The following is a 22245-nucleotide window of genomic DNA, read 5'->3' as shown; positions in this document are numbered from 1 at the left end:
GGAGAGAGGCCGTCGAAATCAAAGCAAGTCATCGTTGCGCCTGCGTCGCCGCCCAGGGCTCATCGCGGCGAGGGGCGTGGCTTTCGGAGGATCATCATGACCGCGATGACCGAGCGCGAAGCGACAACCGCGATGACCCGGCGGAAGCTCGGCCCGTCTCTGCGCGGACGGTTCCAGGACTGGTTGCCACGGCTTGTACTGGCGCCGTCATTCCTGCTCGTGCTGCTTTTCGTCTATGGCTTCAATCTCTGGACCCTGTTTCTGTCGTTCACGAGCTCGAAGGCGTTTCCGACTACCAACCTCATCGGCTTCACCAACTATTTGAGGCTGTGGAACTGGACCTTCGAGACCGACCCGCCATCGAACTGGTACACCGCGCTCGTCAACATGGGTCTGTTCGGCGGCCTCTACATCTTCTTCTGCCTGTTCCTCGGCCTGCTGTTGGCGATCCTGCTCGATCAGAAGATTCGCGGCGAAGGCATTTTGCGGCCGATCTATCTCTATCCGCTGGCGCTGTCGTTCATCGTCACCGGCACGGCCTGGAAGCTGTTCCTGGATCCGCGCATCGGGCTCGAGAACGCCTTGCACGACTGGGGATGGACCAGCTTCCATTTCGACTGGGTCGTCGATCCCAGGATGATGATCTATTGCGTCGCGATCGCTGGGATCTGGCAGAGCTCGGGCTTCGTCATGGCGATGTTTCTCGCCGGGCTTCGCGGCGTTGACGGCGAAATCCTCAAGGCTGCGCAGATCGACGGTGCATCGACCTACCAGACTTATCGCCGCATCGTCATTCCGATCATACGTCCCGTCTTCTTCTCGGCCCTCATCGTGCTGGCCCACATGGCGATCAAGTCGTACGACCTCGTGCTGTCGGTGACCGGCAAGAATCCCGGCGGGGCCGCGGAGCTACCGTCAACCTTCATGTACTCCTACACGTTCACCCGCAACCAGATGGCGATCGGATCGGCCAGCGCGGTGATCATGCTGATGACGATCGCGGCGATCATGGTTCCCTATATCTATTCGGAAACCAGGGAGCAGAACCGATGAGCGCCGCCGATCTGGTCACGTCAACGTCGTCGCGCCGCGGTCCCGGCCATTCGCGGACGACCCGCATCGTCATCTATGGTCTGCTGTTTCTGTTTGCGCTCGTCTATCTCGTGCCGCTTCTGGTCATGGTGATGACGTCACTCAAGCCGCTTGACGAGGTCACCGGCGGCAACATGTTCGCTCTCCCGCGGCACCTGACGTTCGCGCCCTGGTCGATGGCATGGGGCGAGGCACGCATCGGAGTGTCGGACACGCGCGGGATCAGCGGCTATTTCTTCAACTCGGTCAAAATGGTCGTTCCGGCCGTCCTGATCTCGACTCTGCTCGGTGCATTGAACGGCTACGTCCTCACCAAGTGGAGCTTTCCCGGCCACAAGCTTGTGTTCGGGATGATGCTGTTCGCCTGCTTCATCCCGTTCCAGTCGGTCATCATCCCGATGGCCGTGATCCTTGGCATGCTCGGCCGCATCGGAGTCAATCTCGCTGACTTGACCGGCTGGTCGTTCGGTCTCGGCAACGCGACCGTCAATCTGGTGATCGTGCACGTCATCTATGGGCTGGGATTCACCACCCTGTTCTTCCGCAACTATTACGCGGCGTTTCCGTCCGAGCTGGTCAAGGCCGCCATGATCGACGGGGCAAGCTTCTTCCAGATCTTCCGCCGGATCCTGCTGCCGAACTCCACGCCGATCATCATCGTCACCGTGATCTATCAGTTCACCAATATCTGGAACGACTTCCTGTTCGGCTCGACCTTTGCGGCCGGCGACACCGCGCCGATGACGGTCGCGCTGAACAATCTCGTCAACACCTCGACGGGGGTGGTCGAATACAACGTCAACATGGCGGCCGCGATCATCGCCGCGGCACCGACGCTGCTCGTCTATGTCATTGCCGGTCGATATTTTGTCCGCGGCCTGATGGCTGGCGCCGTAAAGGGATGAAGAAATGGCCACGCTTGAGATCAACTCGCTTCGCAAGCGCTTCGGGACGATAGAGGTTCTGAAGGGGATCGATATAACGCTCGAGAAGGGAGGCTTTCTGGTTCTGGTCGGCCCGTCCGGCTGCGGCAAGTCGACCCTGCTCAACACCATTGCGGGCCTGGAGGGGATCTCTTCGGGTGAGATCCGCATCGGCGGTGCTGTTGTCAACGACCTGCACCCGTCAAAACGGGACATCGCGATGGTGTTCCAGTCCTATGCGCTGTACCCGAACATGTCGGTGGCCGAGAACATCGGGTTCGGCATGGAGATGCGCGGTGTTCCTCGAGCGGAGCGCGACCAGGCGGTCGCTTCTGTCGCGAGGACGTTGCAGATCGAACATCTCCTATCGCGCCGACCGAGCCAGCTCTCCGGCGGACAGCGACAGCGGGTCGCGATGGGACGGGCGCTCGTCAGGCGGCCCAGTGTCTTCCTGTTCGACGAGCCGTTGTCGAACCTCGATGCCAAGCTGCGCGTCGACATGCGGGTCGAGATCAAGCGTCTGCATCAGACGACCGGCACGACGATCGTTTATGTCACGCACGATCAGATCGAGGCCATGACGCTGGCGACCAAGATCGCAGTGCTCAAGAATGGCGAACTGCAGCAAGTGGGAAGCCCCAGCGAAATCTATAATCGTCCCGCCAACATGTTCGTCGCGGACTTCATGGGATCGCCGGCGATGAACCTGCTCGAAGGCGCGGTCATGCAAGCGGACGGCCAGCGGCGGATCGCGCTCGCGCGCAAGGATGGGTCATCGATCATGCTGCCCGTGCCCGCGAGTGCCGAGGCTGCCGGGCTCAAGGACGGTGCCAGGGTGATCTTCGGCATTCGCCCCGAGGCCGTGAACGATGACGAAAGCATGGACCGTAACGCCAAATCGGTTGTCAGGTTCGATGCCAACGTGGAAGTCATCGAGCCTGCCGGATCGGACACCTACGTCGTGGTCCGGGTCGCTGGCAAGGAGGTGACCGCCCGCATGCGTGCCGATGCTGACGTCCGGCTCGGACAGCCGCACACTTTCGCGTTCAATCTCGACAAGGCGGTGCTGTTCGACCCAACCACGACGCGCCGTATCTGACTGGCGAACGAGTGCTGCGAGACCTGCATGAAGACCACGGAGACAGCCGATGTCCTCGTCATCGGATCGGGAATGGGCGGTGCGACCTTTGCCGCAGGTCTGGCGCCGACGGGCGCAAAGATCGTGATCCTCGAGCGCGGCCAGCGTCTGCGCGACTGCGAGGCTGCGCGAGACGCGAGGGCGATCTTTCAGCGCGGGGTGTTCCGGCCGCAGGAGTCCTGGCTCGATGGGGCAGGGCAGGCCTTCAATCCCGGCAATTACTATTACGTCGGCGGCAATACTAAGCTCTACGGGGCGGTGCTGATCCGCTATCGCGCGGAAGACTTCGCTCCTATCGCGCACCGGGATGGAACGACGCCGGGCTGGCCGTTCAGCTATGGCGAGCTGGAGCCGTGGTATAGCCGCGCGGAGCAGCTCTATAACGTGCGCGGCGCGCTCGGGGATGATTCCTCCGAACCTTTTCACTCCGCGCCTTATCCGTTCGGCCCGGTGCCGGATGAGCCGGCGATCGCCGTGGTGCGACAGCGCCTGAAGAAGATCGGGCTCAACCCGTTTTCGTTGCCGCTCGGCATCGACATCGAGACATGGCTCAAACGCGCCAAGACTCCCTGGGATGCATTCCCCGACGCGGGACACGGCAAGATGGATGCGGAGTCCTGTGGGCTGGCTTGTGCTCTCGCCCACGACAATGTCGAGCTGCGCGAGGAGGCGCAGGTCGAGCGGCTCGTCGACGAGCCGGACGGCAAACGAATCGCCGGCGTCGAGGTCATCCAAGCCGGTGAGCGGAGGATGATCTGTGCTGGGATCATCGTGCTGGCGGCGGGCGCCGTCAATTCGGCCGCGCTGCTTCTGCGCTCGTCACAGGCCGGCATCGCGAACCGCTCCGATGCGGTCGGCCGTTATTTCATGAACCACAATTCCTCGGCCGTGCTGGCGATCGACCCGCGCGTCGTGAACGACTCGGTCTACCAGAAGACGATCGGCATCAACGATTACTATCTCGATGATGGGCGCGGCGGCCCGCCGCTCGGCAACGTCCAGTTGCTTGGACGTGTCACCGCGCCGATTCTGAAGGCCAATATGCCGTTCGCACCGGAACGGGCGCTTGGGTTGATGAGCCGGCATGCGGTCGACTGGTATGCGATGAGTGAAGACCTGCCGAGCGCCGAGAGCCGTGTGACGGTCGATGGTGCGAACATCCGGCTCGACTGGCAGCGTTCGAACTGGACGACCCATCTGGCGCTGGTGGCGACGTTGAAGGAACGGCTGCGTGCCGCGGGTTACCCGATGGTACTCTCAAAGGCGTTCGACCGGCGAACGCCCTCGCATCAATGTGGGACGGTGCGCATCGGTCTCGATCCCGCGACATCACCGCTCGATCCGTTCTGCCGCGCCTTTGATCACCCCAATCTGTTCGTTGTCGATGCGTCGTTCCTGCCGACTTCGGCGGCGGTGAACCCGTCATTGACGATCGCCGCCCAAGCGTTGCGCGTCGCAGATCACGTTGCGAGGACCGATCTTCGAACTCATAAGGACATGAGATGACGGTTTACGATTATATCATCGTCGGCGCCGGCTCCGCCGGCTGCGTTCTTGCCAACCGCCTGAGCGTCGATCCGTCGATCAGGGTGCTCCTGCTCGAGGCAGGCGGCAGCGACAATAATCCGCTGTTCAGCATGCCGGCGGGGTTTGCCAAGATGACCAAAGGCATCGCCTCCTGGGGATACTCGACGGTGCCCCAGCGCCACCTCGGCGGGCGGGTGCTGCGCTATACTCAGGCGAAGGTGCTCGGCGGCGGCTCCAGCATCAACGCGCAGGTCTACACCCGCGGAAATGCCCGCGACTATGATGGCTGGGCGGCGGATGGCGCGACGGGCTGGAGCTACGCGGACGTCCTGCCGTATTTCAAGCGTGCCGAAGACAACCAGCGTTTCGTCGACGCCTACCATGCGCGCGGTGGTCCGCTCGGCGTCTCGGTGCCCGTCAACCCGCTGCCGATCAGCGAAGCTTTTCTGCGAGCCGGGCAGGAATATGGAATGCCCTACAATCCCGATTTCAACGGTACCCGGCAGGAGGGTGTCGGGCACTATCAGGTGACGGTGCGAGATGCGCGGCGGTGCTCGACCGCCGCCGCCTACCTGAAGCCGATCCGTGGCCGACCGAATCTCACCGTTCTCACAGGCGCCTACAGCACGCGGATCGTGGTCGAGAATGGACGTGCAGTAGGAATCGAGTCGGTTCGTGGAGGGCAGGGGGAGATCGTTCGCGCCGAGCGGGAGGTCATCCTTGCGTCCGGCGCGATCGGATCGCCTCGTCTTCTGCTGCTATCGGGGATCGGTCCGGCCGACCATCTGAATGCAGTCGGCGTCAAGCCAATCCACGATTTGCCTGGTGTAGGGGAGGATCTTCAGGACCACCTCGACCTCTATGCTATTGCGGAGTGCAAGGGTGACTTTACCTACGACGGCTATGCGAAGCTGCACCGCACGATCTGGGCGGGACTGGAATATCTCCTGTTCAAGCGCGGACCGGTCGCGTCCACCCTGTTTGAGACCGGAGGCTTCTGGTACGCCGACCCGGCGGCGAGAGCGCTGGAATGGCCCGACGTGCAATTCCACCTCGGGCTCGGCTCGGGAATCGAGGCGGGCGTGGAGAAGCTCCGCAACGCCGGCGTCACGCTCAATTCGGCATTCCTGCGGCCCCGCTCGCGTGGCACCGTGCGGCTCGCAAGCGGCGATCCTACCGCGGTGCCCTTGATTGACCCGAACTACTGGTCTGATGCGCGTGATCGCTCGGCAGCGATCGAGGGGCTGAAGATGGCCCGTGAAATTCTCCGGCAACCCGCGCTCGAGCCATTCGTCATGGTCGAGCGGATGCCCGGTGTTGCCGCCACAAGCGAAGCTGCTCTCGCCGACTATGCGTATCGGACCTGCAAGACCGATCATCACCCTGTAGGCACGTGCCGGATGGGCACCGACCAGCTGGCGGTGGTCGATCCGTCGCTGAGACTTCGTGGGATCGATGGTCTGCGGATTTGCGACGCTTCCGTGATGCCGCGCGTCACGTCATCCAACACGAACGCGCCCACCATCATGATAGCGGAGAAGGCGGCCGATCTGATTCTCGGAAAGACGACGCTCTGCGCGCCACAGTCGGTGAACACGGAACGTAACGTGTTGAATATCCTAGAGAGTAAGAGCTGAGATCGTTGCACTTCGACGCGAGACCGAGAAGCTGACGAAGCTGAAGGAGGAGATGGGCAAGCTTGAAACGAAAGCGCCCGACTGCTGGGCAAACAGGAGCTTCTGACCCACCTCAGACATCAAGTGGAGATGGTGTAGTGCTCGGAGGCAGCTCTTAACGTTCGGCTGCGAATATGCGCCACTCTCCCGGGATACCCTTGAGGGATCGGGTGCCACGGTCCTTGAAGCGCAACCCTGAACCGGCCACCAGATCCTTGACGGTGCTCGACACCAGAACCTCGCTTGCGCCGGCAAGTGCCGCAATCCGCGCTCCTATGTGGACAGCGATACCGCTGACGTCATTGCCGATCATTTCGCACTCGCCTGTGTGCAGCCCAGCACGAACCTCTATGCCGAGCGGCCTGATTTCCTCCGCAATGGCCGAGGCGCAGCGAACGCCGCGGGCCGGACCGTCAAAAGTAGCGAGAAAACCGTCTCCAGTTGTTTTCACTTCCTGGCCTCGAAACCGCTGGAGATTGCGCCGGATCGTTGCGTGATGATTGTGGAGAAGATCACGCCAGCGTTGATCCCCAAGTTCAGCGGCCTTCTCTGTTGAGCCCACGATATCGGTGAAGAGAACCGTCGCAAGGACACGGTCGACCGGGACTGACGTCCTTGAACCGGTCAAAAATTCCTCGATAGCATCAGAAATTTCGCCTGCGTTTTCTCCGACGTAGAAAATGTGGTCGCTACCCGAAAGCTCAAAAAGCCGGGCGCCGGGAATGTGGGCCGCCACGTCGCGCCCGCCCTCAACACTGACAGTTTTATCCCCAGTCCGATGGATCACGAGGGTTGGCACCCGAACCGCCGGTAGGATACCGCTGATTTCGATCTGGCTGTTCATGCTCATGAGAGCTTTTACGGCGGCTGGGCTGGCACCGAGCCGCTCGTTGCGCCCCCACCAGCGTTGGAAAGCCGCGTCATTCGCGCGAGAAGGCGCGAACTTCTGTACGCTGCCGCCTGTGCCCCATGCCTGCTCAACGTAACCGAAAAACGCCTCGAGCGCTTCGTTGGTTGGAAACCAGTAGGAAAACCGTGAAAAGCTGCCATAGAGCACCAGCGCGCGGCATCGGTCGGGGTAGGTTGCCGCAAATAAGACGGACAGCGGAGCGCCTTCAGAAATCCCAAGGAGTGCCGCCTGTTCCATGCCGGCGGCATCCATGACCGCTCGGAGATCGTCCATACGTTGGTCCAGGCCGGGAAGCTCCACGCCCCGATCTGACATGCCGGTCCCGCGCTTGTCGAAGGTTACTACTCGGGCATAGGTGCCCAAACGATTTAGAAAGCGAGCGAGATCGGGCTCTTCCCAATAGTTCTCTACATTCGATACAAACCCCGGAACCATAACTAGATTGATCGGACCACTGCCGAACGACTGGTAGGCGATGTGAACATCGCCGCTCTTGGCGTATTGCGTGACCGGCTGCATGGGCGTTCCTACAGGTTCACCGGGCCTTACCCGGCCGAATTCTGAAACCTGACCTGACGATGGAAAAACAGCAAGCCCCACAATGTCGTCTTCTGGCCCATCGCTTCCGCCAGGGGAGTGCAGCGATTTGTCCGGAGTCAAGGGTCCACCAGAAGTGCCCGGCCGTTGGTCAAAACGACGATTTTTCCGCCAGAGCAGTGGTGGACGTCCTTGGTCAGATCATATCGAAAGTCGCTGCGTCAGAAGGTACAGTCATCTCGCTTCGACTTGTCGAACACAGGGATATGTGGCGCGATGGCCTTCTCCTCGACCAGCCAGTTCAGCATCGGAGCAGCGCCATAAGCGACATCTCTGACTACCCGCTGAGCGCCCTTCGAGTGGTTGATGCTTCCCTGCGGCCTAGATGTCTGAGGCGCGTTGCATCTCGGTTTTATCTAGCCGGCGGTCACACCGGCCTCCTGCAGGCCCGCAACATAACGATCCAAAAAACACGGGTCCTTGCAAAAGAAGAGTTGCTGCTTTGCGGTATCGGTGCTGTAGCCCGGCTTGCTCTGAAGCAACCCGGCAGCAGCCTCCCTTGCCTGTGCCGTCTCTCCCAAGAGACCCAAGGACGCCGCCAGCGTAGCGAATGCCTGATAATTCACATTCCTCTGCCGGACTGCTCGGCGGGCGAACTCTGCCGCGATGTCGTACTCTCCCAGGGAGAAATGCGTCAAGGAGCGAACGTGGTGGAAACTCCAGAGATCACTGTCCCGAGGGCTGAGGATCGTTGCTCGATCGAGCAGGACTTCTGCTTCGATCTCACGGCCATGCCAGAGCAAGTTGAAGCCTTGAGCAAAATGCGCTTGCGCGAAGCTCGGGTTGAGCTCCAAGGCCAGATCGATCGCCGCGAGCGCTTCATCGTTCTGATGCGTAAGGCATAGGGCTCGCCCGAGTACGCAATGGCAGAAGCAATCCAGATCGTCGAGCACCACGGAAGCGCGCGCTTGATGAAGGGCCTTCTTCAATCGTGGCAACCGATCGCTGGGATTGTCCAGGAACGCCCGCTGAACGTTTACATAGGCCAACGCACCGTGAGCGCGTGCGAAGTTCTGATCCGCTTCTATTGCACGTTGAAAGTACGTCTCGGCCTCGTCAAAGCCCGGAGTGGTGAACCGCCATAGATTCCACAACCCGCGCTGATAGCAATCCCATGCATCCAGGCTGCTCGGCGCCTTGCGGGTAGCCAACTTCTGCTCAACCCTCGACAATTCGGGCTCGATCGTTGCCGAAATCTGCGTAGCCATTTCTTCCTGAATCTCGAAAATGGATGCCAGCTGGAGGTCGTAGGTTTCGGACCACAACTGCTCGCCATCGCAGGTTCGAACCAGTTCCGTGGCAATCCTGACGGCGTCGCGCGACCTCCGAACGCTGCCCAACACCAGGTATTTGACCGACAATTGCTGCCCCGCCTCGCGAGGATCGATCTGCCTGTTTTTGAATGCCACCGTCGAGTGACGTGAAATGACTGAAAGCCAGCGGTTGCGCGCCAGCAGTCGGATGATGTCTTCCACCAGTCCGTAACTGAAGTAATCGTTCTCAGGATCGCCCGAGATGTTTTCGAATGGCATCACGGCGATCGAGGCTCGCAGAGCGGCGTCCGCTCGGATGGACTCCGAAACGACATCGCCCAGTGCGCCGACTTCAGCAGAAGCTGAGACCTGCGCTGGAACGCTGGACGTCGAAACGGCAACAGGAGCAAGCGGAATCTCCTGATTTGTTATTTCCTGCACATCCCCAACGAAACGAAAGCCGCGCTTATGCAGCGTCTTTATGAAGAGCTGGTCGTTTCCAGTATCGCCCAACGCCCGGCGCGCGCCGTTAATGCGGCTACTGAGTGCTGCCTCCGAAATAACGCGACCATTCCAGATTTCATCTATGAGCTCATCCTTGCTCACAATCCGATCTCGGTTGCGCACCAGGTGAACGATCAAGTCGAACACTTGAGGTTCGATGTGCACGGACTCACCCGCGCGCCGAACCTCCTGCCGGCCGGGGTCAATCTCAAACTGCGAGAAGCGGTATCTCACCGTCACCTTGATTGCGCCTCTTGGTAGGACGGATCGGGAAACTGACGGCCGAAAAAATGAATAGTGGCGAGAGCAACCAGCCGTCCGCCAAAGCTGAAACAGCGTGCAGCTGCGCAGGCCGCTCCCGCAGTCTACAGATTGGCCTTTGGGCGTTCAACCGGCATGAGCGGCCCTTTTCCGCGGGATCGGACGCCCGTGAAGGCCTCCGGGCGCTGACGAGCACCCGCGTCGCTTTCGCGCATGCCCATCAATTCGCCGCGACGTATCAGGCGCAGCCAAGTAGAATATGGGCTTTAGCCCGGCTTTTTGTCCGGCTCACCAGCCGCGGACACCCGGATTACCCGGAATTTGGGCCCTATCCTGAGCCAGAGGTCGCCTTCGAAGCAGCGGCCACCGATCGCAGCCTGGGAGCGAGAGCGGCACACAGTGCTGCCAGATCAGAAAAACAAGGTTCTCTGAAGGTTCTCTCAATCTGGGTTGAAAGGCACCAAGTCTCGGCTGGGCCATACTCCAGTCCATGAGGCGAAGAGATTTCATGGCACTGCTTGCTGGAGCACTTGCGTGGCCCTTAGCTGCTCGGGCGCAAGAGGCTGCGCGCAAGCGCCGCATTCTGTGGCTCTCAACGGCCTCCAGTCCGGATCCGTTCCTGGATGGATTTATCGAAGGACTGCGGGCGCAAGGGTATGTCGAAGGCAAGAACGTGATCGTGCAATCCCGCTATTCTCCCGGCGACCCGCAGGGTCTGCGGGCGATCGCATTCGAACTGAAGGCTGGCGACGTGGACCTCATCGTCTCGAGCGGACCTGCTACGCGCGCGATGATCGCCGTCAGGGATATTCCCGTGCTGTTTGCGCAGAGCGGCGATCCGGTGGCACTCGGCATCGTCAAGAGCCTGGCTCAGCCCGGCACCAATTTTACCGGCACCACCTTCCTGTCGCTGGCGCTTGCCGGCAAGCGCGTCGAACTGCTTAAGGATATCTTTCCGAAACTGCGTCGGCTCGCGGTGCTCTCAAACCGCGATCATCCAGGCGAGCCGTCCGAATGGAAGGCGACCCAGCAGGCTGCCTCGGCTTTGGGTATCGACGCGCTCTACATTCCATTTTCGGGTCAAGGGGAATTCGAAGCGGCGCTGAAGTCGGTGGCCGAGACCCCAGCAGATGCGCTGCTGGTCTTTCCAGAGCCCGTCACCATGGTCAACCGGGCGACCATTGCGCGATTCGCCGCGAAGCAGCGGCTGCCTTCGATGTTCGGCTGGAGCGAATACTGTGAGGCCGGAGGACTGCTCAGCTATGGTGCCAATCAGCGAGCGACCTATTTCCTGCTCGCCAAATACGCCGATCGAATTCTGCGCGGCGAGCGGCCAGCCGATTTACCCGTCGTGCAGCCCGAAAAATTCGAACTCGTCGTTAATCTGAAAACGGCAAGGCTGTTCGGCGAGGACCTGGATCTGTCGTCCATCCTCTTCCGTGCAAGCAGAGTGCTGGAATGAGCCTTTCGGAGCACAAGGCACTCCGTTCCCCGCCGCGCCGAGCCTACATGTGGTGGCTGGGGTTCCGCCGATCGCTCGGCTTCAAATATCTTGTGACGTTGTTCACAGCCGTCGTGCTGCCGCTGACCATGGGCGCAGCAGGCGAAGCATGGTTCGGCTACCGCGATCAGAGCCGGCATACCAGCGACGTTCTTCAGCTTCAGTCGCGCTCCGCCGCTGAACGGATCGATGCCTTCGCGGATGAGATCAGCGATCAACTCGGCTGGGCGGTGCAGTTCCCATGGAGTGATGGCAGTGAAGGCACACACAAGATGGATGCCCTTCGTCTGCTGCAACAAGTGCCTGCGATCCTCTCCCTGGTCCTGGTCGACCAGAACGGGATCGAACGCGTCTTCGTGTCCAGGACACGGCTGAACGTGGTCGGTCGTGGTAGCGATATGTCGAACGATGCCGCCGTCCTCGGAGCGCATGCAAACAGGGTCTGGTACGGTCCCGTTCGGTACGAGCAGGACTCCGAGCCATATATGCGGATTGCAGTGGCGCGAGAACTCGCCACAACCGGGGTCGCTGTGGCAGACATCAATCTGAAGCTGATCTGGGAAGTCATTGCCGCCATTCGGATCGGGAAGACAGGCTATGCTATTGTCGTTGATGATGCAGGCCGGCTGATTGCTCATCCCGAGATCAGCCTGGTTCTGCGCGGCACAGCAGGTTCGGAGGATTATCAGCGGCTGAAGCAGACACTCAGTGGGAGTGGCGCTGCCACGGTGAGAACTGTTGTCGCTGGCAAAGCCAGCATTGCCGCGGCAACCTCGGTTTCCAAGCTGGGCTGGACTGTCATCGCTCTGCAGCCCACCGGAGAGGCCTATGCAGCCCTCCGCGCGGGGCTGTGGCGCTCACTCGTTCTAATAAGCATCGGCACACTTATTGCCGTCGCGTTGTCCTATGTGCTCGCGATGCGCATGGCGAGCCCCATTCGCGAGTTGGAGGACGGAGCAAGGCGAATCGGGAGAGGACAGTTTGATCATCGCATCACTCTTTCCAGCGGTGATGAACTGGAGAAACTCGCCGCGCGCTTCAACGAAATGGCCGGTGAACTCGCGGCCTCGAAGCAGAAATCCGAGCGCATCAACCTCCTGAAGCGCTTCCTCGCACCCCAGGTCGCCGAACTCATCGAAACGCCCCAAGGACTGCTCGAAGGGAAGCAGCGTGAGGTGGTCGTGGTTTTCGCCGATTTGCGCGGCTTCACGGCGTTTTCGTCGCGCGCCGACCCCGAGGCCATTATCGCCGCGTTGCGGGAATATTATGAAGCCGTGGGCGTCGTGATCACCGCGCATGAGGCAACGCTCATCCAGTTTGCTGGCGACGGTGTCATGATCCTGCTGAACGCGCCGCTTGCCTGCACGGATCCTGCTCGCAAGGCGGTGCAGCTTGCCGTGGACTTGCAGGCTGCGGTCCAGCTTCTTGCAAGAGGTTGGTCCGCGAAGGGGTACGCCATGGGGTTCGGCGTGGGTATCGCGATGGGACCGGCCACTGTTGGAACGATCGGCTACGAAGGCCGGCTCGACTACACCGCGGTCGGGAGCACCGTCAACCTTGCCTCACGGCTTTGCGATCTGGCCCGCGACGAACAAATCCTTGTGGATTTCATCGTGGCAGAGCGCGTCGCTGGCAGCATATCGATGGATTTCCTGGGTGAGCGGGCCATCAAGGGATTCAACGGCTCTACCAGGATCTTCGCCGTGACGGCTGGCTTGCAGGGCCCCGGCAGCATTGGAGCATCCGGAAGAGGGGCCGCGGAGAGTGCCTTGCTACCGCTTTAACTTGCAATGGGAAAAACAGGACCTGCGAGACGACGCCTCGCGGGTGTTGCTGTCGATCAAGGCCTGGAGCGCTAACGAGACGTCGCTCGCGGGCCCTGGACCTTTAGTCCGGGCTTCGATCTATTTGATCGCATCGTCATGGGTAGCAATCCAGTCGAGCTTCCCGTCCAACGCCCCATTGTGTTTCGAAAATGGCGGTGAGCATCAAGACGCTGAGTGATAACTTGAGACTGCCTGCAACCCTGCTCGACTGATCGAGTCGTGTTGCTCACTTCTGCGATTGGCCCATCGGTGGCCGGCGGGATGCTCGTCTAGCGTCGGCTGTCGGGTGTAGACCGGAAGCCGACCGTGGCGGTCTGCACCGCCGATTGTGCCCCTTTCGCAAGTCGCAGCGTTGTCAACGATATTGGCGAGCCGTCGATAGCCAATATCCAGTAGTAACGATGGCGCCCGCGCGTCCTATGGTGACGTCAGCAGGGAGCGTCGAAACCGAAGCCTATTTATTCCTGCATACCACGGCACCGACTGAAGCAGCTGAGGCTCGCAGCAGAGCGTTGCCGCTTAAGTTAGCGGAAATCTGGCGCGCAAGTCTCATAGCGCGCGAGCCGCTAGGCTCAACGGGTGCACTGGATATAATCTGAAAGCTGGCATCGGGACCCATGCGCCTGCGATCCAGGGCGCCGACATGTTCGCCGATTTTACGCCAATGGGCCCGGAAGATTCGGGAGGAGTGATGCCGCAGGCGAAGGTCCGAAATCGACGATACAACCTCAGCTGAGGAGCTTGTCCAACGTGATCGGAAAGCGCCGCACGCGTCTGCCGGTTGCATGATAAACCGCGTTTGCAATTGCCGCGGGGACGCCGACGATCCCGATCTCGCCCAAGCCCTTGACGCCGAGCTTGTTAATGTGCTCGTCCTGCTCGTCCACGAAGATCACGTCGATGTCGTGGATGTCGGCATTCACCGGGATATGATACTCGGCGATGTTGGCGTTCATGATCCGCCCGAAGCGGTGATCCATCACCGCTTCTTCGTGCAGGGCCATTCCTATACCCCAGACCACGCTGCCCATCACCTGGCTGCGGCCGGTCTTCGTGTTAAGGATACGACCGGCGGCGACGGCGTTCACCACCCGCGTGACGCGGATGACGCCGAGCTCCTCGTCGATCTTCACCTCTGCGAAAAACGCGGAATGGGTGTTTCGCGCGTGTGACTTGTCCTCGGCGAAATGGTTGAGCTTTTCCATCTCGATCCGCTCCAGTGAGCCGGATCGCATCGCGTCGGCGATGGAGACCGACCGGCTCTTGTCACTTCCCAGAGCGATCATGCCCTCGCTGAGGATCACATCGGCAGGGTCCGTGCCTGCGAGCGGGGAGCCGGCCATCGCGACGGCAAGACGTGCGAGCTCCTGGCGAATGTCCTCGGCCGCTGCCAGAACCGCATGGGCGCTCGATGCGGCCATCCAGGATCCGCCCTCAACGGGAGCTTGCGGCAGGCTCGAGTCGGCGAGCTTCACCGTGATGTTGTCCATCGGAAGCCCTAGCGCATCTGCCGCCACTTGCGCCACGATGGTGTACGTGCCGGTGCCGATGTCGGAGGCCGCGGAGGACACTTCCGCATGACCGTTTGCAGTCAGCACGATGCGGGCGGCGACCGGCATCTGCAGGGCTTCCCAGATCCCCGTTGCCATGCCCCAGCCGACTAGTTCCTTGCCATCGCGCATTGACCGTGGCGCAGGATTGCGATTGCTCCAGCCAAAGGCCGCGGCAGCCTGGCGGTAGCATGCGCGCAACTGCTTGCTGGTGTAGGGCAGGTCCTCGCTCTGGTCGCGATCGGAGTAGCACTTCAGGCGCAGTTCGACCGGGTCCAGCTTGAGGGCGTTAGCGAGCTCGTCCATGGCGCATTCTAACGCCCATACGCCGGAGGCCGCGCCGGGTGCGCGCATGTCACAGGGCGTGGCGACGTCGAGACGGACGAGCTGGTGGGAATAGCGGCTGTTCGCACTCTTGTAGAGCTGCTCCGCCCAGCCGGTGTCATTGCGCGAAAACTCCTCGTAGCGCGAGGTAACTGCAATGGCCTCGTGCACGACCGCATCGAGCGTGCCGTCGGGCTTTGCCCCCAATCCGACATGCTCAATCGTCTCCGGCCGGTAGCCGAGCCCATACATTTGGTGCCGGGTTAGCACGATGCGAACGGACCGCTTCAGCTCAAGTGCGGCGAGAGTGGCCAGCACCACCTGGTATTGCGGACGGAGGCCGGAGCCGAAGGCCCCGCCGACATAGGGGGAGATCACTCGGATCTCGTCCGGCTTCTTGCCGAAGACGCTGCAGAGGAATTTCTGGACGTTCTGAACGCCTTGGGTTTTGTCGTAGACGGTAAGTCTGTCAATCTCCCATACGGCCGTCGTCGCATAGAGCTCCATCGGGTTGTGATGCTCAGTCGGGACCAGATAATCCGCCTCGTGGCGAATCGCCGCGCCGGCAAGCGCTGCCGCGGCATCGCCCCGAGGCTCGTGGGACTTCTGTACCTCGGTCGCGCTGCCACGTTCGGCTTCGAGATCGGTCGCAAACGGCTCTTCCTGATAGGCGACATCCAGCAGCGTTGCGGCGAATTTGGCGGTTTCCCAGTCCTCGGCTACGACCAGCGCGATCGGCTGGTCGTTGAACTTGATGCTGTCGTCATAGAGCGGCCGGAACGGCGAGCCTTTTTCCGGCGCCACCTCGTCTTTCCAGGCCTCGTCCTTGTCGGCCAGCGGGTGCCGGTGCGCATGCGTGAGCACGTCGACGACGCCCTTCACCTTCAGCGCCCCGCTGGCATCGAGGCGCGTAATGCGCCCGCGTGGGATAGTGGCCGTCACGACAAAGCCGTGTAATAGCCCGTCGGCTGCGAATTCGCCGGCATATTTGGCGGCGCCTGTGACCTTCGCCCGGCCGTCAACCCGGGATGTTGCCGTTCCGACGTAGCCGTTCATCGATAACCTCACGCGATCTTCTTGTGCGCCTGCGATTGCGGGCTGGCGTTTGCAGCCTGCGTGAGCGTGCGCATGACGGCGCGGCGCGCCAGTTCGACCTTGAAGCCGTTATGGGCGTAAGTCCTGGCTCCTTGCAGCAGGAGATCGGCGGCGCGGGCAAAATGATCCGTCGTTGCCGGTTGTCCCTGCAACGCGGCTTCGGCCTCGACGCTGCACCAGGGCTTGTGGGCCACGCCGCCCAGAGCCAGCCGTGCCTTGCGGATGGCGTGGCCATCGAATTCAAGTGCGGCGGCCACGGAGACGATCGCGAAAGCGTAGGAGGCCCGGTCGCGGATCTTGAGATAGCTGTAATTGCCGGCAAAGCCGCGCGGCGGCAGCTCGATCGCGGTGATGATCTCGCTGCGCTCAAGGTTAGTGTCGACGTGGGGCGTATCGCCGGGGAGTCGATGGAACTCGCGCATGCCCATCGTGCGCTCGCCGGATGGGCCCGCAATGTGGACGATCGCATCCAATGCGGCGAGCGCCACGCTCATGTCGGACGGATTGGTCGCAATGCAGAAGGCGCTGGTGCCGAGGATCGCGTGATTGCGATTGAGGCCGTCGACCGCCGAGCAGCCGCTCCCCGGAGTTCGCTTGTTGCAGGGTGTCGCGGTGTCGTAGAAATAGGCGCAGCGGGTTCGCTGCATCAGATTGCCGCCGACAGAGGCCATGTTGCGCAATTGTGCCGAAGCGCCTGCCAGGATCGCGCTGGCGAGCAGCGGATAGCGCTCCTCGATCAGCGGGTGATAGGCAAGATCGGAGTTCGGGACCAGCGCGCCGATGCGCAGGCCTCCGTCACCTGTTTCCTCGATCTGGCGGAGCGGCAGACGGGAGATGTCGATAAGCCGGGTGGGCTTTTCGACGCTCTCCTTCATAAGATCGATCAGGTTGGTGCCGCCTGCGATGAGTTTTGCGCCGGAATGGGCGGCGAGCAGGCCGATGGCTTCAGTGACGTCGCTCGCGCACGAATACTGGAAGTTGATCATTGCCAGCTCATAGTCTGCTGGATGGCGGCGACGATGTTGGGGTAGGCGCCACACCGGCAGAGATTGCCGCTCATCAACTCTCGGATTTCGTAGGCATCCTTGGCCCGGCCTTCGGACAGGAGACCGGCGGCTGAACAAAGTTGTCCCGGCGTGCAATAGCCGCACTGGAAAGCGTCGTGGTCGATGAAAGCCTGTTGCAGTGGATGCAGGGCGCCGTCCTGAGCCAGTCCTTCTACCGTGGTGATCTCGGCGCCATCTTTCATGACGGCGAGTGTCAGACAGGAGTTGATGCGCCGGCCTTCGACTAGCACGGTGCACGCGCCGCATTGTCCATGATCGCAACCCTTCTTGGTCCCGGTCAGCCCGAGGTGGTCGCGCAAGGCATCAAGCAGCGTGGTCCAAGGCACGAGATCAAGGGTGCGCTTGGTGCCGTTGACGATGAAACTGAGCCGAATGCGATCGGGAATCTGATTCGTGGAATCCGTCATGTCGGTTTCCCTTGTGCGTGCGGCCGAAGAAGCACGCTCCGCGCGCCGGACGATAGCGCCCAACGGGCCACCGTAGGCTTGGTTCCATCGGCGCGCGCCGGACTCGCAACAGTTCAAAGGAAACCTCCGGAACAGCAGCCCGGGGTTTTCATCAACCGTGACCCGGCCATGGAGCCGTTTCTCGCGATCGCTCTTCCTTTGTTCCAACGAATGACCGAGCCCGAACCATCGGCTTTCCCGCTCTCACGGCGTGTCGCCCAGCCTGAGCGCAGTCGAAGACGAACTGCGTGCGCCACGCCGGATAGCCAAATGCCCGCGTCGCCATGGGCAAGCGGCCCAGTCGCCCTCTCTTACCATGGAGATCGGAACTCAAACGACAGCCCGCAAGATTGACGTTTGCCAAGGCGCCGTTCGTGTGGGGCACCCATCTTCGTGACCAAGAGTCGCGCCACTGTTTTAAGCGATCATCTGAGGAGCGAGCCATGGCCGCAACCAACCGCGCAGTAACTTTTCTGGGGCCTTACAAACTAGAGGTCCAGGACAGAGGATATCCGAAGCTTGCGGACCCCAAAGGGAAGAAGATTGAACACGCTGTTATTTTAAAGCTGATCACAACGAATATCTGCGGCAGCGACTTGCACATCTATCATGGCCGCTTCGCTGCACCCTCAGGAATGCAACTAGGTCATGAGAATACGGGCGAAGTCGTCGAGGTGGGCTCGCATGTTGAGCGCATCAAAGTTGGTGATATCGTCTCTGTGCCTTTCAACGTTGCCTGTGGCACGTGCCGGAACTGCAAGGAACGTCATACTGATGTCTGTCTCAACGCCAATGAAGAGCTCGGATTTTGCGGAGCGTACGGCTTCAATCTGGGCGGATGGCAGGGCGGTCAAGCCGAATACATGATGGTGCCCTGGGCGGACTTCCAGCTCTTGAAATTTCCCGACAAGGAGCAGGCGATCGAGAAGATCAGGGATCTCACTCTGCTATCGGACATCCTGCCAACCGGATATCACGGTTGTGTCGAGGCGCGCGTCGGCACCGGTTCAACCGTCTACATTGCCGGCGCCGGCCCGGTCGGACGTTGCGCAGCAGCCAGCGCGCACCTGCTCGGAGCCTCCTGCATTATCGTAGGCGACCACAACAAGGCGCGGCGCGATCTCGTCAAGAACGCCGGGTACGAGGTCGTTGATCCCTCGAGCTCCACGCCCATTCCGGATCAAATCGAGAAGATCCTCGGCAACGGCTCGCGTTGGGTCGACGCCGCTGTAGATTGTGTCGGACTGGAATGCCACGGTTATGGACCGGACGGCAGCGGGAAGAACGAGGAGGAGGCTGTCCTCAACACCTTGATGGAGGTGATCAAGCCCGCGGGCGCCATGGGCATTCCAGGCGTCTATACCAATCTCGATCCAGGTGCACCGAACGAACTCAATAAGAAGGGATTCATGGCCTTGGGTTTTCCCGCGGCTTGGGTCAAATCGCCATCCTTCACCGCAGGTCAGTGCCCGGTCATGCATTACAATCGCGAGCTGATGATGGCCATTCTTTGGGACCGGCTGCCCTATCTCACAGGACTTCTGAACACCGAGGTCATACCGCTCGAAAGAGCGGTGGAAGCTTATCAGAGCTTCCATGACGGATCGGCCAAGAAATACGTGATCGATCCACACAATACGACCAAGCTCGCGTCGTCGAGCGGGACCCGTTAACGCGAACATGCGCGAGCTTCCGCTTGACCTGCGCTTAAACGAGGGAGGCCAACCATGGCCGGATCAGTTCAAGACTACAAGATTGCCATTCTTGCCACCGATGGGTTCGAGTACGTCGAACTGGTCAGGCCGCGGAAGGCGCTTGACGACGCTGGCGCCAAGACTAGCCTCGTTTCTCCGAAGACTGATCGCGTTCGCGGCTGGAACTTCACCGATTGGGGCGATGAGCTGTCCGTCGACGTGCACCTCGACCAAGCAAGTTCGGCGGATTTCGACGCATTGCTACTGCCCGGCGGCGTCATCAATCCTGATTCCTTGCGGATGCAGCCCAAGGCGGTCGCTTTTGTGAAAAGCTTCTTCGATGCAGGCAAACCTGTGGCGTCGATCTGTCACGGTCCATGGACCATCATCAATGCAGGTGCAGCGCGCGGCCGGCGCATGACATCCTGGCCATCTCTCGAGATCGACCTTCGAAACGCCGGGGCGCAGTGGGTGGATGAGGAAGCGGTAACCGATCAAGGCCTAGTGACCAGCCGAAAGCCTGACGACATCCCGGCTTTCAATCGCGCAATGATCGATCTTTTCGGTCGGGCGCGGCAGCCTGCCGCGGCTGATTGAAGCGAAGGCCCAATCTCGCAATACTTCGAGCAGGTCGCCGCACCCACGGCACATTTTATTCAGTTGGTGGTATCACGCGCCGGGCTCGCGTTTTACCTCGTAATTCCAGGCGCGTGTCTGCTTTAGCATCGCGGCCGTCGGCGTCGTGATCTTCGTGGCGGGCCTGTTTATGAGTGTCTTTGCGAAATAAGGCCGCGTTAGCCGGTGGCCTTCTCCCATTGAGGGGGAGCAACTTGTCTGACGAGAAAGAAGCAGAATTGCCTAAGCACGCGGTCGAGTATGGACCGCGATGTCCAACGTGCGCGGCCCTTACCCGGCTCACTGCGAATATGCTGGACCCAGTCACAGGGCGCACCGTCCACCTTTATCACTGCCGTCAATGCGGTGAACGAATTTGAGACGATTGGGAACCGGAGGCAGGCTCTTCCCCAATATGCCGCGATATTTTTTCCCATCGACAACGTAGCGCCGACCGTTGACTGCGAAGGTGAAGAACTTCCAGATGATGAATCAGCTCGGCGAGAGGCTACCAGCTACGCTGGAGCGCCATTGAATGATATTGACGGAAAATTTCGTCCCGGCGAAGACCGGTCGCTTGAGGTGACCGACGCGGCGCGCAACCCGGTCTTCTTCATCAACATATCATCGAGGAAGTTACGGCGATAAGCCTCAGTGGCATCCTCGAAAGGACCGCTTATGGCGCCGAAGGCGAAGGTCGGCCCCGCTGTTTCCGCACGTCAGCAGTCGGGGCTAAACCGGCCATCCTAGATGAGCTGCCAAATCGACGCGAATGACCCTGGCTGCGTGAAAACGCAAAAGTGCGAAACACGACTAGAATTGGATTCTACAGTTCGTCGTCAAAGTTGAAGGCACTTTCGACCTTGCGCGCGACATCGGTCTTGGACAAACAACTTCTTCTATCGCGCTCAAGCGTCTTAGCGTTTTCACGCAGCCAAGACCCAAAGGAGCCATAGCTGCATTGCAGGCGCGCGGCGCTTCCCAAGCTAGTGCAAGATGAAGGCGGTCAGTAGCTCGGCTTTTCCCTTCAGGTTTAGGGTGGTGCGGTCCGCCTGCGGCTTCTCCCCGGAAAGCGCGTCGTAAACCTTCTCCGAAACTAAGATCTGGTTGGCGCCGGCCGCACTCTGTAGGCGTGCAGCCGTGTTCACCACGTCCCCGATAGCAGTAAAATTCTTCGACTTTCCCGTGGCCAGCGAACCGACTTGCGCCTTGCCCATGTGCATTCCGGCACCAACTGGCAACGACTCCGCGCCCTGCCGCGCAGCGTCGATCAGCCGTCTTGTCGCTGCAAGCATGATGTCCGCGGTTCTTGCGCCGAGCGAGGGCATATCCACGCAGTAGATGGCCATCACCTGGTCCCCGATGAAGTCAACGAAGGCGTCATCGGATGTCAGCACGCGATGAGCGCTCGCATAGAAGCGGCTCACCAGGGCGGTCGCGTCGCGCGAGCCGTGGGTCTCGGACCACGAGGTGAACCCGCGCAGGTCCGCGAAAAGCACTCCAACTTCCAGCTCGTGAGTTGTTATCGGCATGGCCTCGAAGCAGCTCCGGCAGTAGTTTGGGTTCGCCGCCGACGGTCTGATGCCGAACACTTTGCCGACGCCACCGAACGGCACCATGCAGAACCTGCATCGCGGGTCCGACGGCAGTAGCCTCAGCATTCGCCGGGATCTGCCCACGAATCCAATCTTGCACAGCGTCAATATCAGCGGGCTGTCTTGCGTCGAGAGCCGTCGAACGACCCAGGCATCGTAGTTGCAAATCAGCGAGATCAGTCCCAGGAGGAGCAGGGGGAGCAGGAGAAGGCCGGCCCAGACGGAGACGTACACTGCCACTAGTATCGCAAGCAGTACTACAATGACTTCGAGGCAGACCACCCCGATCTCGAAGTATCTCGCCTTCGCCATAGGCGCCACCGAAGTGAGCCCCCGACAGATGCCGTTAGCCTCATCTTATATCAACCCCAGGTCTACTTGAATCGAAATTGGCGGTGGGATCGGGGTGCCCCTGCGACTTATAGGTATAGCAGTAGTCTGGATCCGATTCCGCGTGTAGGCATAGAGACCGGTCACGGCCCGTGGCTGACCTCAGCCAAAAGGGCGGCGATGTCCGCTTCCGAGAGATGACCCGACCAAGGGCATGCTGGCCGCCGCGGGCAGCTTTTGACCCTGGCTGCGTGAAAACGACGAGTCAGATAGAGATCGTCTGGGGGTTTTTGGAGACGATCAATGAATCGGTTCATTGAA

Annotated in this window: 16 protein-coding genes; 10 read left to right on the top strand and 6 right to left on the bottom strand. The window is 60.7% G+C overall.

Annotated features, from left to right (window positions below; all coding sequences use genetic code 11):
- Nucleotides 1-105: 105 nt before the first annotated feature.
- The 5 genes from XH80_RS06565 to XH80_RS06545 are packed head-to-tail and all read left to right on the top strand — an operon-like array spanning nt 106 to nt 6317.
- Nucleotides 106-1053: a carbohydrate ABC transporter permease gene (locus tag XH80_RS06565; protein WP_271597904.1), complete on the top strand. Its 948-nt coding sequence runs from the start codon at nt 106-108 to the stop codon at nt 1051-1053.
- Complete coding sequence (locus XH80_RS06560; RefSeq protein ID WP_271597857.1) at nt 1050-1997, top strand: carbohydrate ABC transporter permease; 948 nt, start codon at nt 1050-1052, stop codon at nt 1995-1997. The genes XH80_RS06565 and XH80_RS06560 overlap by 4 nt, the downstream gene beginning before the upstream one ends.
- A gap of 4 nt (nt 1998-2001) precedes the next feature.
- Entirely contained in the window at nt 2002-3114 is a 1113-nt protein-coding gene (locus XH80_RS06555) for an ABC transporter ATP-binding protein (RefSeq protein ID WP_271597856.1), read from the top strand.
- A 27-nt stretch (nt 3115-3141) separates the two neighbouring features.
- The gene (locus XH80_RS06550) at nt 3142-4659 is read left to right on the top strand and encodes a GMC oxidoreductase (protein ID WP_271597855.1); all 1518 of its coding nucleotides are present in this window, start codon (nt 3142-3144) and stop codon (nt 4657-4659) included.
- The gene (locus XH80_RS06545; RefSeq protein ID WP_271597854.1) at nt 4656-6317 is read left to right on the top strand and encodes a GMC family oxidoreductase; all 1662 of its coding nucleotides are present in this window, start codon (nt 4656-4658) and stop codon (nt 6315-6317) included. The genes XH80_RS06550 and XH80_RS06545 overlap by 4 nt, the downstream gene beginning before the upstream one ends.
- A 154-nt stretch (nt 6318-6471) precedes the next feature.
- Here XH80_RS06545 and XH80_RS06540 read toward each other — a convergent pair whose 3' ends face one another.
- The gene (locus XH80_RS06540; protein WP_271597853.1) at nt 6472-7785 is read right to left on the bottom strand and encodes an adenylate/guanylate cyclase domain-containing protein; all 1314 of its coding nucleotides are present in this window, start codon (nt 7783-7785) and stop codon (nt 6472-6474) included.
- Nucleotides 7786-8219: 434 nt separating this feature from the next.
- The gene (locus tag XH80_RS06535; RefSeq protein ID WP_271597852.1) at nt 8220-9785 is read right to left on the bottom strand and encodes a winged helix-turn-helix domain-containing tetratricopeptide repeat protein; all 1566 of its coding nucleotides are present in this window, start codon (nt 9783-9785) and stop codon (nt 8220-8222) included.
- A 604-nt stretch (nt 9786-10389) separates the two neighbouring features.
- On the opposite strand from XH80_RS06535, the gene XH80_RS06530 reads away from it, so the two are divergent.
- Nucleotides 10390-11343 carry an ABC transporter substrate-binding protein gene (locus tag XH80_RS06530; RefSeq protein WP_271597851.1) on the top strand — a complete coding sequence of 318 codons (954 nt, stop codon included), beginning with the start codon at nt 10390-10392 and terminating at the stop codon, nt 11341-11343.
- A complete protein-coding gene (locus XH80_RS06525) occupies nt 11340-13166 on the top strand; it encodes an adenylate/guanylate cyclase domain-containing protein (RefSeq protein ID WP_271597850.1) in 1827 nt (608 codons plus the stop codon). The genes XH80_RS06530 and XH80_RS06525 overlap by 4 nt, the downstream gene beginning before the upstream one ends.
- Before the next feature lie 770 nt (nt 13167-13936).
- On the opposite strand, the gene XH80_RS06520 is transcribed toward XH80_RS06525, so the two are convergent.
- The 3 genes from XH80_RS06520 to XH80_RS06510 are packed head-to-tail and all read right to left on the bottom strand — an operon-like array spanning nt 13937 to nt 17651.
- Complete coding sequence (locus XH80_RS06520; RefSeq protein WP_271597849.1) at nt 13937-16138, bottom strand: xanthine dehydrogenase family protein molybdopterin-binding subunit; 2202 nt, start codon at nt 16136-16138, stop codon at nt 13937-13939.
- A gap of 8 nt (nt 16139-16146) precedes the next feature.
- A complete protein-coding gene (locus XH80_RS06515) occupies nt 16147-17163 on the bottom strand; it encodes an FAD binding domain-containing protein (protein WP_271597848.1) in 1017 nt (338 codons plus the stop codon).
- A complete protein-coding gene (locus XH80_RS06510; protein WP_271597903.1) occupies nt 17160-17651 on the bottom strand; it encodes a (2Fe-2S)-binding protein in 492 nt (163 codons plus the stop codon). Before XH80_RS06510 ends, XH80_RS06515 begins: the two co-directional genes overlap by 4 nt.
- A 482-nt stretch (nt 17652-18133) precedes the next feature.
- On the opposite strand from XH80_RS06510, the gene XH80_RS06505 reads away from it, so the two are divergent.
- The 3 genes from XH80_RS06505 to XH80_RS06495 all read left to right on the top strand — a co-directional run bounded on the left by XH80_RS06505 (nt 18134) and on the right by XH80_RS06495 (nt 20647).
- Nucleotides 18134-19363 carry a glutathione-independent formaldehyde dehydrogenase gene (locus XH80_RS06505; protein WP_271597847.1) on the top strand — a complete coding sequence of 410 codons (1230 nt, stop codon included), beginning with the start codon at nt 18134-18136 and terminating at the stop codon, nt 19361-19363.
- Nucleotides 19364-19417: 54 nt separating this feature from the next.
- Nucleotides 19418-19981, top strand: coding sequence for a type 1 glutamine amidotransferase domain-containing protein (locus tag XH80_RS06500; protein WP_271597846.1), 564 nt, complete (start codon nt 19418-19420; stop codon nt 19979-19981).
- A gap of 279 nt (nt 19982-20260) precedes the next feature.
- Entirely contained in the window at nt 20261-20647 is a 387-nt protein-coding gene (locus XH80_RS06495) for a DUF6894 family protein (RefSeq protein WP_271597845.1), read from the top strand.
- 338 nt (nt 20648-20985) lie between these two features.
- Here XH80_RS06495 and XH80_RS06490 read toward each other — a convergent pair whose 3' ends face one another.
- On the bottom strand, nt 20986-21906 hold the full coding sequence (locus XH80_RS06490; protein WP_271597844.1) for an adenylate/guanylate cyclase domain-containing protein: 921 nt from the start codon (nt 21904-21906) through the stop codon (nt 20986-20988).
- Nucleotides 21907-22245: the final 339 nt, after the last annotated feature.

Source organism: Bradyrhizobium sp. CCBAU 45384, assembly GCF_028128665.1.
Classification (GTDB): Bacteria; Pseudomonadota; Alphaproteobacteria; order Rhizobiales; family Xanthobacteraceae; genus Bradyrhizobium; species Bradyrhizobium manausense.
The sequence above is the reverse complement of the archived record's forward strand: the minus strand, read 5'-3'. Positions and strand labels throughout refer to the sequence as shown.

What these genes read in the sequence shown, in the direction of transcription:
- XH80_RS06565 (WP_271597904.1), top strand. Translation starts at nt 106, where the DNA reads ATGACCGAGCGCGAAGCGACAACCGCGATGACCCGGCGGAAGCTCGGC.
- XH80_RS06560 (WP_271597857.1), top strand. Translation starts at nt 1,050, where the DNA reads ATGAGCGCCGCCGATCTGGTCACGTCAACGTCGTCGCGCCGCGGTCCC.
- XH80_RS06555 (WP_271597856.1), top strand. Translation starts at nt 2,002, where the DNA reads ATGGCCACGCTTGAGATCAACTCGCTTCGCAAGCGCTTCGGGACGATA.
- XH80_RS06550 (WP_271597855.1), top strand. Translation starts at nt 3,142, where the DNA reads ATGAAGACCACGGAGACAGCCGATGTCCTCGTCATCGGATCGGGAATG.
- XH80_RS06545 (WP_271597854.1), top strand. Translation starts at nt 4,656, where the DNA reads ATGACGGTTTACGATTATATCATCGTCGGCGCCGGCTCCGCCGGCTGC.
- XH80_RS06540 (WP_271597853.1), bottom strand. Translation starts at nt 7,785, where the DNA reads ATGCAGCCGGTCACGCAATACGCCAAGAGCGGCGATGTTCACATCGCC.
- XH80_RS06530 (WP_271597851.1), top strand. Translation starts at nt 10,390, where the DNA reads ATGGCACTGCTTGCTGGAGCACTTGCGTGGCCCTTAGCTGCTCGGGCG.
- XH80_RS06525 (WP_271597850.1), top strand. Translation starts at nt 11,340, where the DNA reads ATGAGCCTTTCGGAGCACAAGGCACTCCGTTCCCCGCCGCGCCGAGCC.
- XH80_RS06520 (WP_271597849.1), bottom strand. Translation starts at nt 16,138, where the DNA reads ATGAACGGCTACGTCGGAACGGCAACATCCCGGGTTGACGGCCGGGCG.
- XH80_RS06515 (WP_271597848.1), bottom strand. Translation starts at nt 17,163, where the DNA reads ATGATCAACTTCCAGTATTCGTGCGCGAGCGACGTCACTGAAGCCATC.
- XH80_RS06510 (WP_271597903.1), bottom strand. Translation starts at nt 17,651, where the DNA reads ATGACGGATTCCACGAATCAGATTCCCGATCGCATTCGGCTCAGTTTC.
- XH80_RS06505 (WP_271597847.1), top strand. Translation starts at nt 18,134, where the DNA reads ATGGCCGCAACCAACCGCGCAGTAACTTTTCTGGGGCCTTACAAACTA.
- XH80_RS06500 (WP_271597846.1), top strand. Translation starts at nt 19,418, where the DNA reads ATGGCCGGATCAGTTCAAGACTACAAGATTGCCATTCTTGCCACCGAT.
- XH80_RS06495 (WP_271597845.1), top strand. Translation starts at nt 20,261, where the DNA reads ATGGACCGCGATGTCCAACGTGCGCGGCCCTTACCCGGCTCACTGCGA.
- XH80_RS06490 (WP_271597844.1), bottom strand. Translation starts at nt 21,906, where the DNA reads ATGGCGAAGGCGAGATACTTCGAGATCGGGGTGGTCTGCCTCGAAGTC.